General features: G+C 71.4%; 12 protein-coding genes. 7 read left to right on the plus strand and 5 right to left on the minus strand.

What is annotated here, in order from left to right; genetic code table 11:
• Positions 1-13: 13 nt before the first annotated feature.
• Together KBX71_RS14330 and KBX71_RS14335 are read left to right on the plus strand one after the other, a co-directional pair.
• Positions 14-1057, plus strand: a complete 1044-nt coding sequence (locus tag KBX71_RS14330; protein ID WP_210818369.1) for a diacylglycerol kinase family protein — start codon at positions 14-16, stop codon at positions 1055-1057.
• 91 nt (positions 1058-1148) lie between these two features.
• Positions 1149-3560, plus strand: a complete 2412-nt coding sequence (locus KBX71_RS14335; protein WP_210818370.1) for a chromosome partitioning protein — start codon at positions 1149-1151, stop codon at positions 3558-3560.
• Positions 3561-3605: 45 nt separating this feature from the next.
• Here the strand turns inward: KBX71_RS14335 and KBX71_RS14340 are convergent, their stop codons facing one another.
• Positions 3606-4034, minus strand: coding sequence for a DUF3151 domain-containing protein (locus KBX71_RS14340; RefSeq protein WP_124819034.1), 429 nt, complete (start codon positions 4032-4034; stop codon positions 3606-3608).
• Between the two features lie 249 nt (positions 4035-4283).
• Here KBX71_RS14340 and KBX71_RS14345 point away from each other — a divergent pair, with 249 nt between their 5' ends.
• Positions 4284-5477, plus strand: coding sequence for an LOG family protein (locus tag KBX71_RS14345; RefSeq protein WP_210818371.1), 1194 nt, complete (start codon positions 4284-4286; stop codon positions 5475-5477).
• Positions 5478-5534: 57 nt separating this feature from the next.
• Here the strand turns inward: KBX71_RS14345 and fbaA are convergent, their stop codons facing one another.
• The gene (gene fbaA, locus KBX71_RS14350; protein WP_210818372.1) at positions 5535-6560 is read right to left on the minus strand and encodes a class II fructose-bisphosphate aldolase; all 1026 of its coding nucleotides are present in this window, start codon (positions 6558-6560) and stop codon (positions 5535-5537) included.
• Between the two features lie 135 nt (positions 6561-6695).
• Entirely contained in the window at positions 6696-7079 is a 384-nt protein-coding gene (locus tag KBX71_RS14355; protein ID WP_030491363.1) for a phage holin family protein, read from the minus strand.
• A gap of 124 nt (positions 7080-7203) precedes the next feature.
• Here KBX71_RS14355 and KBX71_RS14360 point away from each other — a divergent pair, with 124 nt between their 5' ends.
• On the plus strand, positions 7204-7416 hold the full coding sequence (locus KBX71_RS14360) for a hypothetical protein (RefSeq protein ID WP_124819040.1): 213 nt from the start codon (positions 7204-7206) through the stop codon (positions 7414-7416).
• A 52-nt stretch (positions 7417-7468) separates the two neighbouring features.
• Positions 7469-9043, plus strand: a complete 1575-nt coding sequence (locus tag KBX71_RS14365) for an LPXTG cell wall anchor domain-containing protein (protein ID WP_210818373.1) — start codon at positions 7469-7471, stop codon at positions 9041-9043.
• 70 nt (positions 9044-9113) lie between these two features.
• On the opposite strand, the gene KBX71_RS14370 is transcribed toward KBX71_RS14365, so the two are convergent.
• Positions 9114-9350: a sigma factor gene (locus KBX71_RS14370; RefSeq protein ID WP_307847071.1), complete on the minus strand. Its 237-nt coding sequence runs from the start codon at positions 9348-9350 to the stop codon at positions 9114-9116.
• A 181-nt stretch (positions 9351-9531) separates the two neighbouring features.
• Between KBX71_RS14370 and KBX71_RS14375 the strand changes: the two genes are divergently transcribed.
• Both KBX71_RS14375 and KBX71_RS14380 read left to right on the plus strand, forming a co-directional pair.
• Positions 9532-11094 (plus strand): LPXTG cell wall anchor domain-containing protein, encoded by a 1563-nt coding sequence (locus KBX71_RS14375; RefSeq protein WP_210818374.1) that lies wholly within the window; start codon positions 9532-9534, stop codon positions 11092-11094.
• 128 nt (positions 11095-11222) lie between these two features.
• On the plus strand, positions 11223-12044 hold the full coding sequence (locus KBX71_RS14380; protein WP_210818375.1) for a DedA family protein: 822 nt from the start codon (positions 11223-11225) through the stop codon (positions 12042-12044).
• Between the two features lie 164 nt (positions 12045-12208).
• Here the strand turns inward: KBX71_RS14380 and KBX71_RS14385 are convergent, their stop codons facing one another.
• Positions 12209-12586, minus strand: a complete 378-nt coding sequence (locus KBX71_RS14385) for a helix-turn-helix transcriptional regulator (RefSeq protein ID WP_030332125.1) — start codon at positions 12584-12586, stop codon at positions 12209-12211.
• Positions 12587-12631: the final 45 nt, after the last annotated feature.

The raw sequence follows: 12631 nt of genomic DNA on the forward strand, positions 1-12631 counted from the left end.
GGAGGCTCCTTCGGTGTACGACGTGGTGCTGCTCACCCTCGGTTCGGAGCGGGACGCTCCCGGGGGCTGTGGCAGCGGCGGGGCCTGCTGCGGTGGTGCGACCGGGGCCGACACCGCGCCGACGAGCCAGACCGACACCGGCCAGACCAGCGCCGGCCAGACCGACACCGAGCAGTGCCCGACGGAGCGGCCACGGGTGCCGGTGCTGGCCTGCGCCGATGCGCTGAACGCCCGGGGGGCCCGGGTGGAGACGGTCACCGCCCGTTCCGATGCAGAGATCGACGCGGTGTTGGCCCGACTCGACGGCCCGCCCCGCCCGGACGGCCTCACCTGGCCGGACCCGGACAGCAAGACCCGGCTGGTCATCGCCACGGCCAGCGACGGGCAGTTACGCGCCGTGCTGCGCCGGCTGGTCAAGCGGTACGCCCCGGCGCCGAGCAAGCGCCCGACGGACCTGCCCGGCAACCGGACCCTGCCCGACCTGCCTCCGGTGGCCGTGCTCCCGCTCGATCCGGCTCGTGCCGGCACCCACCGGGACCTGGCCGCGCAGCTCGGGCTGCCCCGCGACCCGGCGGCGGTGGCCGCCGCGGTGCTGGACGGCACACCACGCCGGCTGGACCTGCTGCGCAACGACGGCGGCTCGGTGACCCTGGACGGCGCGCTCCTCGGCGCCGCCGACGACGCCGGCCGCCCGCTGCACTGGCGCGCCCGGGTGGAGGTCGACGACACGATTCTCAGCGACGGCGCGGAACCGCTGCTGGCCTGCGCGGTCGGCAACGCCGGCGGGTACGCGACGCTCGACGACGTGACGCTGCTGACCGCGCCGGACCCGGCCGACGGCGAGGTCGAGGTAGCGGTGGCCGTGCCGGTGGTCGTCCGCTCGGCGTGGGGGCGCAAGCGGGTACGCCTCGAAGTTCGGCGGGCCCGTGGGCGGGCGGTGTCGGTGCTGCCCAGGGAGGGCAAGGTGCCGTACCTCGACGACGGTGTCGAGGGTGAGCTGACCCGCAAGCGTTCCTGGTGGATCGAGCCGGGGGCCTGGGCGGTCTGGTCGATCTGACCTCGACCGCGCGACCGGCCGACCTGCCTGCGCCGATCGGCCCTGCTGGGCGAATGGGCCTATCCTCGCAGGAGGACTGGGGAGGGCCGTAATGGACGAGAACGCCGACCGGGCGCAGGTGCCCGGCCAGCAGCCGGTGCCGGAACGGGACGTCGAACCACTCTGGCCGCCGGATCCGGGCGACCGGGGCGCGGTGCCGCCCTGGGCTGCGGTTGCCGAGCAGCGGGGTGGGCCGTCGTCGGTCGCGCCGCCGGTCACGCCACCGGTGGCCGCGCCTCCGATCGGGCGACCGCCGGTCCCCGGCCAGCCCGGCGCCGCGGCCCAGTCGCCGCCCTCGCCGTCGGACTACCCGTCGCTCACCGGCGCCGTCCCGGCACCCGGGGGGTGGGGGCCCAGTGGCCCGTCCGGCACCGGGTCGGGTTGGGCACCGGCGCAGCCGAGTTGGCCACCACCGACCGACCCGGCCGCTGTGTCACCGCCGCCCGCTCCGCCAGCGGCAGGTGCGCAGCCGACGCCGCCGGCAACCGGCCCCGGGAGCAACGGGGGGCCAACTGGCACCGGCATCCCCGTTGCCGCTGCGACACCGAACATCACCTCCGCGCCGAGGGACGGCCGACCCGTCGCGAGCGACGCGCCCGACGCGGCCGGCAGGGCCGGCGAAGGGGTGCAGGCGCAGCCCGGCGACCGGGGTCCGACCGCCGCGCCGATCACCCCGGGCGGCGTCGACCTGGACCTGCCGTTCACCCTGGACCGCCCCACCGCAGCCGACCGCGCCACCGCAGCCGACCGCCCCGCCGCAGCGGCAGCCGCCGGCCACCCCACCACGGCCGCAGCCACCGACCGGCCCATCCCGGCCGCCACCGCGTCCGCCGCCAGCCCGAGCGCCACCGACAGCCCGCCGGCCGCCGGCTCCGCGCCGGCGGACTCCTCGGCCGCGGGCCCTGCGGCGGCCGGTCCGGCACCGCACGCTGGTGGGCCGGCACCGCACGCTGGTGGGCCGGCACCACAGCCCGGCGGACCCGTGCCGCCGGTTGGCGGACCGGTGCCACAGGCCGGCGGGCCTGGTGAGGACGGGTCCGCCGACGGGCCGGCGCGGCCGATTGCCGAGTCGCCGTGGGCGTATCCGCCGCAACGCCCGGCTGGAGCCACGCCCGCTCAGGACGAGGCCAACGCGACGCCTCCGATTCCGCCTCCGCCGCCCGTCGTCCCGCACGTCGGTCCCGCACAGGCACACACCGGGCAGCCGTTCGCTCCGGCCATCCCCGGCCAGGTCGGCCCGGCGCAGATTCCGCCGCCGCCCGACCTGACGCAGTTCAGCAACCCGCCGCCCGGCCCTCCCGCGCCGCAGCAGGTTCCGCCGCAGGCCGTGCCACCGACCCCACCACCTGGCCCGTTTCCGCCCTCACCGGGTTGGTACCCACCGCCCTGGCAGCAGGGCTCGCCCGGCGGCACGCCCGGACAGCCGTACCTGGAGGCGGACGGGGTGACCCGGGTGCCGGCCCCCGCGTACCCGGATGCCCCCGCGTACCCGGATGCCCCCGCGTACCCGGATGCGAGCTGGACACCTGAGGAAACCGCCGCGCCGACCGCCGAGGACTTCGCCCGACGCCGCCAGGTTCGACCCGCGGACCCGGTGGCGACAATGGGCGTACGCGCGGTGGTCAACAGGATGGGCCTGCTCCGGCTCTCTCCGGGGCGGCACGAGCAGGAGCTCAAGCGGGACATCGAGATGGTGCGCCGCAACTTCGGCGGCCTGCGGCAGGTGACAGTGGTCAACCCGAAGGGCGGCGCCGGTAAGACGGTGGCCATCCTGCTGCTCGCGATGACGTTCGGTCAGAAGCGCGGCGGTTACGTGCTGGCCTGGGACAACAACGAAACCCAGGGCACCCTGGGGATGCGCGCGCAACAGGACTTCCACTCCCGCACGGTGCGGGACATGCTGCGTGACCTCGGGCAGTTCCAGGGTGCGCACGGGCGGGTCGGCGACCTGTCGCAGTACGTCCGTTCGCAGGGCGAGGGGATGTTCGACGTCCTGGCCTCGGACGAGTCGGCCACCGGTGGCGAGATGTTGACCGCTGCCGCGTTCGCCGAGATCCGCGAGGTGGTCAGCCGGTTCTACAAGTTGATCTTCGTGGACACCGGGAACAACGTCCGGGCGCAGAACTGGCAGGCGTCGATGGACGCCACCGACCAGTTGGTGGTCACCATGTCGGCCCGTAACGACTCCGCCGAGACCGCCGCCCGGATGCTCGACCACCTGGAGCAGAGCGGCCGGCAACGGCTGGTTCGGCAGGCCGTGACTGTGGTGTCGATGCCGCCGTCCCGCAAGGAGATCGACCTGCCGGCCATCCAGGAGCACTTCGCGGCCCGCACCCGGGCGGTGCTGCTGGCCCCGTACGAGCGGCTCATCGACAGTGGCGAGCCAATCCGGTACGGCGGGCTCTCCTCGGCCACCCGCGACGCCTGGCTGAAGATCGCCGCCGCGGTCGCCGAAGGGTTGTAACCCGCCGACGGCCGGCCCGATCCGGGGCCGGCCGCCGGGGCGGGGTCAGTTGCTCGCCAGCGCGTCCGCCGCTTCCGGGTCGCAGTCGCGCAGGAACTGGGCGCAGCGGGCCGCCTCGTCGGCCTCGCCGATCTCGTCAGCAGCGCGGGTCAGCACGTACAGGCAGCGGAGGAAGCCCCGGTTGGGCTCGTGTGACCACGGCACCGGGCCGTGCCCCTTCCACCCGCTGCGGCGCAACTGGTCGAGGCCCCGGTGGTAGCCGGTGCGGGCGTACGCGTACGCCGCCACCACCTGGCCCTGCGCGAACGCCCGCGCCGCGAGCTCCGCCCAGGCCGCGCTGTAGGTCGGGAAGCCGGCCGCCACGTTGGCGTACGCCTCGTCGGTGCCGGCCTCGTCGGCGGCGGCCAGGGCGGCGTCGGCCTCGTCGTTCACGGGCAGGCGGGTGGCCGGTGGCTCTGGCAAAAGGTTCTGCATCGCCCCATTCAACCCGCTGGACAGTGCGACACGCGAGCGGGTCGGCCGACGTGTTCCGCTGAACGGCTGAGGAGTTGGTCACGCCTGCGGCCTATGCCGCCGCCTGGTGTTTTCCACTACAACTAATGGTCCGGAGCCTCCCCAGGAACCGGTTATGCAGGAGCCCGGTGGCCACGACCACCGGGCTCCTGTCGGTTCCACCCCCGGCCCGAGGTTTGGCCGGCCCCGGCGGAGGGGCAGGATGGCCCGGTGCCGACCCCACCTCCCGCGGACGTCATCGAGCCGCACCTGCACGCCGGTGAGATCCAGACCCGGGCCGAGTTCGATCAACAGTTGGCCACCGGTCGGCTGACCGGGCTGACCGTGCAGGGCCTGCGGCTCGACCTCGCGCCGGTGCCCGACCTGACCGGCGTCGACGTCGCCGGCACCCTCTTCGTCGGTTGCCGGTTCGCGTCCCGGGACGTGGGCGCCGACCTGGTCCGGCGCGGTGCGAACGTGGTGCCGCCGTTCTCCGGGCTGCCGTACCCGACCCAGCCGACGCACCTCTACACCCCCGACGAGCTGGCCGCCGGGTTCGCCGAGGGCGGGTTCACCGGGATGTACGACACCCGGGTGTACGACCACTACCGGGCGCACGGCGGCGCGCTGCCGGACGTCAAGGAGGCGCTGGGTCAGCGGCTGCACGACCACGGCGTGGACAACGCGTTGGCCGACGCCACCCGGGTCTGGCTGGCCGCGTACGGGCCGCAGTCGGTGGTGGGCATCATGGGCGGTCACGCGGTGCGACGGGGCAGTCCCGCGTACCGGATGGCGGCCGTGCTGGGTTGGGAGCTGGCGCGGGCCGACCGGCTGGTGGTGACCGGCGGTGGCCCCGGGGTGATGGAGGCCGCGAACCTCGGCGCCTACCTGGCGGACCGGCCGGCGACCGACGTGACGGCGGCGATCGACCTGCTGGCCACCGCCCCCGACTTCACCGACCACCACAGGTACACGGCCGCGGCGCTGACGGTCCGGCAGCGGTACGCGGGGGTGCCCCGGCAACGCGGCGACGACCAGGGCTGGGCGCGTGCGGGTGGTCTGGCCATTCCGACCTGGCTGTACGGGCACGAGCCGGCGAACCTGTTCGCCGGGCGGATCGCGAAGTACTTCTCGAACGCGATCCGGGAGGACACCATCCTGCGCCTCGCCCGAGGCGGCATCGTCTTCGCGCCGGGGCGGGCGGGCACGGTGCAGGAGGTGTTCCAGGCGGCCACGAAGACCTACTACGGCACCGACGGCGCCAGTGGGGCGTACATCTTCCTGGACCGCGCCTACTGGACCGTGGAGCTGCCGGTGGAGGCGCTGTTGCGCCCGCTGCTGGCCGCGTCCCCGTTCGGCGACCTGTCGTCGACGATCCACCTCACCGACGACGTCCGCGAGGCCGTACGCCTGCTGACGACCTGACGACCTGACGACGACGGCCGGCCCCCGGGTGGGGAGCCGGCCGTCGGTGGTACGTCGTTACTTGGTCATCGTGGTGCCGGTCGAGCGCAGGTCCTCGCACGCCTGGACGACCCGGGCGGCCAGGCCGGCCTCGGCGGCCTTGCCCCACGCGCGCGGGTCGTACAGCTTCTTGTTGCCGACCTCGCCGTCGATCTTCAGCACGCCGTCGTAGTTGCGGAGCATGTGGTCCGCGACGGGGCGGGTGAAGGCGTACTGGGTGTCGGTGTCGATGTTCATCTTCACCACGCCGTAGTCCAGAGCCTCGCGGATCTCGCTCAGCAGGGAGCCGGAGCCGCCGTGGAAGACCAGGCTGAGCGGCTTGTCCTTGCTGTACTTGGCGCCGACGGCGTCCTGGATCTGCTTGAGGATCTCCGGACGCAGCTTGACGTTGCCCGGCTTGTAGACGCCGTGCACGTTGCCGAAGGTCAGCGCCGCCATGTAGCGGCCCTTCTCGCCGAGGCCGAGCGCCTCGACCATGGCCAGACCGTCATCGGTGGTGGTGTAGAGCTTGTCGTTGATGGCGTTCTCGACGCCGTCCTCCTCGCCACCGACGACGCCGACCTCGATCTCAAGGACGATCTTGGCCTTGGCGGCCTCGTCGAGCAGCTGCGAGGCGATCTGCAGGTTCTCCGCGACCGGCACGGCCGAGCCGTCCCACATGTGCGACTGGTACAGCGGCTCCTCGCCGCGCTTCACCCGCTCCTGCGAGATGCCCATCAGCGGACGGACGAACTTGTCCAGCTTGTCCTTCGGGCAGTGGTCGGTGTGCAGGGCGACGTTGACCGAGTATTTCTTCGCCACCTCGTGCGCGTACGCGGCGAACGCCACCGCACCGGTGACCATGTCCTTGATCGAGGGGCCGGAGAGGTATTCGGCGCCACCGGTGGAGACCTGGATGATGCCGTCGCTCTCCGCGTCGGCGAAGCCCTTGAGCGCCGCGTTCAGCGTCTGGGAGGAGGTCACGTTGATCGCGGGGTACGCGTACCGGCCGGCCTTGGCGCGGTCCAGCATCTCCGCGTAAGCCTCGGGGGAAGCGATGGGCATGTGATGCGCTCCTTACTTACCACTCTCGGCCGTGCTGGCCGCTGTTTTCATTTGTGCGCCGGACCGCGCTGTCCTCCACCCGGAAGTATCCCGTAGGTGAGGTGCGCCGGAACAACCGACCCTTGTGCTAGCCGTTCACCGGCGGTCCAGGTTGTCCGGCACGATGACGCTGATCAACCAGGTCACCACGGTCATCACGATGGCTCCCCAGAACGCCGGCCAGAATCCGTCCACCTGGAACGGCAGGTCGAGCCCGCGGGCGATCCGGTCGGTGAGCAGGAACAGCAACGCGTTGACCACCAGCGCGAACAGCCCCAGTGTCAGTAGGTAGAACACGCAGCCGACAACCCGGATCACCGGTTTGAGCACCGCGTTGATCACGCCGAAGATCAGCGCCACCACGATCAGGGTGAGGACGGTGTTGCCACCCGAGCGGCCGTGCACGTCCACCCCGGGCACGATCAGCGTGGTTATCCACAACGCGACAGCGGTGATCGCCAGTCTGATGAGGAAGCCCACGGCACCATCCTGGCACCGGGTCACGTCGCCGAGGGCTGATTCCGCCTACTCCGCTTCCGGGCGGCGCGCCGACCCAACCCGTACGGTGGGTGGGAACCGTGCCCCGAAACCCCCGGGAGGGACGATGGGTCAGCCCGACGAGGACTTCACCCCCGGCGACCACCTCGCGCCCAACGAACGCGACCCGGAGGCTGATCCGGCGGACGCGGTCGAGCAGGCCACTGTCGCCGGCCCGGCCGACGTCGACAGTGAGCCGCACCGCGGCCTGGAGGTCGACGACTGGGACGCGATGGAGCAGGCCCGGGTGGTCACCGGGGACGAGGACGACTACCGCTGATTCCGCCGCGGAGTCGGACGAGCGCCACCTGTACCCCCACGGGAGGATCCCCATGCTCAAGCACTCGCTCCGCTGGCTGACCGGGCTCGGCGCCGTCGGCGCGTTGATCGCCGTCTCCGCCACCCCCGCCGTCGCCGCACCCACAGTCGAGCCCTACTTCCAGGACAGCACCCTGGCCATCGGGGCGGAGGCGACGATCCGCGGCCTGTTGCTGTACGCCGACGAGCCGACGGTCCTCACCGACGTCTCCGTGCGGTACGACTACCGTTCCCTGGCCAAGAAGCTCACCGTGACTCCCGCCGACGGCCAGGAGTGCACCGCGCCGGAGCCGGACGTTCTCGTCTGCACGGAGCCCTCCGATGTCACCCTGTACGAGATGCCGCCGCTCGGCAGCGGGATCTACCGCAACGGGGCCAAGCGGGTGCACCTCGGCCTCACCGAAGATGCGCGGCTCGGCGACTCCGGGGACGTCTCCATCAGCTTCCAGGCGGCCGGCGGGCGGCGCGGCAGCTACACCTCACGCGTCCGGGTCGGTGAGGGGGTCGACCTGGCCGGTGGGCCATTCACCATCCTCTCCGCCAAGCCGGGTGGGAAGTTCACCGTGCCGCTGGTCGTGGCCAATGCCGGTGACAAGACCGTCACCGGCTTCGTCGCGGTCTTCGACCTCCCCTACTCGATCCGGACCAAGGACCGGTTCAGCAACTGCCGCTACTCCGGCGACCACCTGGTCTCCTGCCAGTTCGACGAGGACATCCCGGTGGGCACCGGGCTCGCCGCCAAGCTGAACCTCGAATTCGTCAAGGACACCTACGCGCCGGCCAATCACTCTGGCTACGCCCAGTTCATGACCACTGCCGACTTCGAGGACCTGACCCGGGTGCGGGCGGCCGCCGGCGCACGGGCGGCCACCGCCGGCAGCGGCCCGAAACTGACTCTGGCCGAGGCACCCGCCAGGGCGCGGCAGACGGACCAGACCGATGTCGGCCCGGGCTACGACCACACCGGCTGGATCATCAAGGCCACCGGCAAGAACGGCACCGACCTCGCGGCGATCGGCGCCACGCTCAAGGGCCCGGCCGGCGCGGTCGTCACGGCGACCGTCGGCTTCCGGAACAACGGCCCGGCGACGCTCGACGGAACGAACGGAGACTTCGAGGCCGCCACCCACACCGACGTCGAGCTACCGCCGGGCACCACCGCCGTCGAGGTCCCGGACAACTGCTGGTTGCGGCAGGACACCACCCGCACGTACCTGTGCGCCTCGGAGATGCTCCTGGTGGCCGGGCAGACCTACAGCATGAAGTTCCGGCTGCGCATCGACAAGGTCACCCCCAACGCCCGGGGCGCGGTGCGGGTCAACGCGCCGTGCGAGTGCCCCGGCGGCGAGGGCTTCCATGACGACATCAAGCCGGCAAACGACGGGACCACCATCGTGGTCAACGCGACCCAGGGCGACGGCGGCCAAGGCGACGGTGATGGTGATGGCGACGGTGGCGGTGGAGGTGGTTCGCTGCCCATCACCGGCGCCCCCACCAACCTGATCGCCGGCATCGGCGCCCTGCTGCTCGTCGCCGGTGTCGGCGGCTGCCTGCTCGCCCGACGCCGAACCTCCCGCTTCGTCGCCTGACCGATCCCGCTCGCCCGGCGCCCCGCCGTCCCGTACCCGGGCGGCGGGCGCCGACGTGAATGCCCCCCGATCACCGGACGGGGTTGACCTGGCCCGGGTGCTGCGCCACCCACTGCGCCAGGTTGGTGAGCATCCGGCGTACGTAACGCTCGGGTGAGTCAGCCCGGGCGACCCGACGCCAGTTGAGCTGGACCCGGACCATGGCTTCCTGGACCAGATCCTGAGCCTGGTGCGGATCGCCGGTCAGCATCACCGCATACCGCAGCAGCGGGGCCAGCCGCATGTCCGCGAACTCCTCGTACGTCACTGCACCTCCCGGGGACTCCTGCCTCAGATGACGGGAGCGGACCGATCGAACATTGCGGTGACGCTGATCAACCTTTCGGTTCGTCTTCCCGGAGGTGCGGCTCTGAGGGCTGCCGTCAGCCTTAGCGGTTCCTTAAGATCCACGGGCTCCACCTGATCCCCCAACTGGAGGAATCCCCCTCATGCTCACCCATTCCACCCGGCGTTGGCTCGCCGGTCTGGGCGTAGCAGGCGCGTTCGTCGCCGCCTCCGCCAGCCCGGCCGTCGCCGCCGAGGCTCCTTTCGAAATCGCCACGCACGATCTGCTCGTCGCGCCCGGTCACACCGACTACGGCTACGTCTACGCTCAGCCGACTGATACGGAGTCCGAACTGACGTTCGGTCGGACCTCCGTGGACGTCGACCTGTCCGCGGTCGCCGGCATTGCCACGGTGGAGCCGGCGTGGGGCTGGACCTGCGACGTTTCCCCAACCAAGCTGCACTGCGAGACCGACGTCGAGGAGGGCCAGTCGCCCTGGTTCGACTACATGGTCACGGCCAAGGACGACGCGAAGCCAGGGCAGAAGGGCTCCCTGGCGATCAGCATCACCGCCGGCGGCAAGACCGCCAAGGCGACGTCCGCCGTCACCATCGCCGAAGGCGTCGACCTGGCGAGCGACCCGACCACCGAGGGTAGCGGCGCTCCGGGTGGCACCGCCGGCCTGCCGGCCGCCGTTCGCAACGCCGGTGAGACCCCGGTCGATGGCGCTGTCCTCGTCATCCAGGCCGAGTACCTCGCCGCCTACGGCGGGGACTTCTCGAACTGCAAGTCAGACGAGTGGGGCATGGCCTCCTTCTGCAAGTTCGACACCAAGATCGAGCCGAACAAGGCGTACAAGCTCTCCGGGAACCTGCCCATCAAGGTCGCCCCGGAGGCACGCACGGGTGCCAGCTTCCCGGTCGTGCTGGACTGGTGGACCACGGACGACTGGGAGTTGGCTTTCAAGGACTGGTTCCTGGACGTCAAGCCCGGCAAGGGCGAGCAGCTTCGTCTGGTCGAGCAGTCCGTGAAGAGTGCGCGGGTGCCGCAGACCGACCTGGACCAATCGAACGACACCACCATCGGAACCGTCCGGGTCACCGGTGACAACCACGCGGACCTTTCGACCAAGGGCGCGACCGCGAGTGGCAAGAAGGGCGACGAGGTCACCGTCGAGCCGAGCTTCACCAACCTGGGGCCGGCCACGCTCGAGTACCTGGGCCAGGGGACGCCGGGTCTCCGGCTCGAGGATCTGCCCGTCCGGGTGTCCGTTCCGGCCGACACGACTGTGGTCGAGGCTCCCTTCGACTGCGTGCCGTTCGCGCCTGAGGAGGAGTGGGACCCGTGGACCGCGCCATGGGGCGAGCCGGGTGCCAAGGAGTACGCCTGCCAGGTCCTTGAGAGCTGGAAGGACGACGACACCTCGTACTCGTTCCTGCTCCGGATCGACAAGGTCGTCCCGGACGCGGCGGGTGCCATCACCACCTCGCTGACCGGTGACCCGAACAAGAGCAACGACACCGCGAAGATCGTCATCAACCCGACCTCCCCGGATGGCGGCAACGGCGGAGGCGGAGGCGACGACAACGGTGACGGTGACGGCGGCTCACTGCCGATCACCGGTCAGTCCACCGGCCTGATCGCCGGCCTCGGCGCGCTGCTGCTCGCCGCGGGCGTCGGCGGCTACCTGGTGGCCAAGCGCCGCCGGACCCGCTTCGTCGCCTGATCCACCCGCACCACAGGTGCCCCGTCGACCACCACGGTCGGCGGGGCACCGTCGTTGGTCCCCACGGCGCGGGCGGGTGGTGACGGGCCGGTCCGGCGCGGCCCGGGCCCTGGGCTTCGGTACCCTTTGTGGCCGTGGACACAGCTGAGAAGACCCGCGCTCTCGTGGAGAGCGTCGCACTGAACCCGCTCGATCCCAAGGATCTGTTGCAGACCTTCGGGCTGATCGGCGTGTGGGTGATCCTCTTCGCCGAGACCGGCCTGCTGGTGGGCTTCTTCTTCCCGGGTGACTCACTGCTGTTCCTCGCCGGGGTCGCCTCGTCACCGGTGGCGGACGCGATCTTCGGCGACGGCACCCGCCTGTCCCTTGCCGGCCTGCTGATCGGTGGGCCGATCTGCGCGATCATCGGCGCGCAGTTGGGGCACTGGCTCGGCGCGCGGTACGGCCGGCCGATGTTCGAGCGGCCGAATTCCCGGCTCTTCAAGAAGGAGTACGTGGAGAAGGCCGAGTACTACTTCCAGAAGTTCGGCCCGGCGAAGGCCGTCGTGCTGGCGCGCTTCATTCCGATCGTCCGGACGTTCCTCAACCCGGTCGCGGGCGCGCTCGGCATGCCGGCCAAGCAGTTCCTGCTCTGGAACATCGTCGGCGCGGTGCTCTGGGTGGACGGCATCCTGCTGATCGGCTACCTGCTGGCCGAGCAGATCTACCAGGCCATCGGCGACAAGATCGACCACTACATCCTGCCGGTGGTGGCCCTGATCATTCTGATCTCGGTGCTGCCGATCTTCTTCGAGTTCCTTCGCGACCGGCGGGCTCGTAAGCGCGGCGAGGCGGTCGCGGTGGTCGCGGCGGCCAGTGCCGCTGGCGCGGTGGAGGCGGCCCGCGAGGCGTTCGACCACGACCGGCACCAGCACGGCAACCAGCGCCCGGAGCACGGTCAGGACCGTTGAGGTACGACGACGGCCGGCCCCCTGGTGCGGGGGTCGGCCGTCGGCATGTCGAACCCGGCCTCCGGTGGTGCGACCGGGGACGAGCAGGTGTCAACCACCGGTGGCGCCACCCCTGGCTCGCCACCGGACGCCGCCCCGGCTCGGGACGGCGTGTAGTGCCTACGTCAGCGGGCCTTCTTGGTGGCTCGCTTACGCGGCGGGGTCAGCAGGTCGGCGATCGTCGCGATCGCACTCGGGACCAGGCTGTAGTACGCCCAGACACCGCGCTTCTCCCGCTGCAACAAGCCGGCCTCGGTGAGGATACGCAGGTGATGACTGACCGTCGGCTGAGAGAGGCCGAGCGGCGCCGTCAGGTCACAGACGCACGCCTCGCCCTCGGGGGCCGACTGGATCAGGCTGAGCAGCCGCAACCGAGCAGGATCAGCAAGGGCCTTGAGGACCCCGGCGAGACGCTCGGCATCGGCACGTTCGATCGGCTCGCCGTTTAGCGGCGAGATCTGAGGCATAGTCATTTCGGCCAACGCAGTTCCCACGTATTCCATCCTTCCACCAGCAGCATCGATCCGCCTGCATATCAGCAGATCCGA

It is taken from the genome of Micromonospora sp. D93 (assembly GCF_018070365.1).
GTDB classification, from domain to species: Bacteria; Actinomycetota; Actinomycetes; order Mycobacteriales; family Micromonosporaceae; genus Micromonospora; species Micromonospora ureilytica.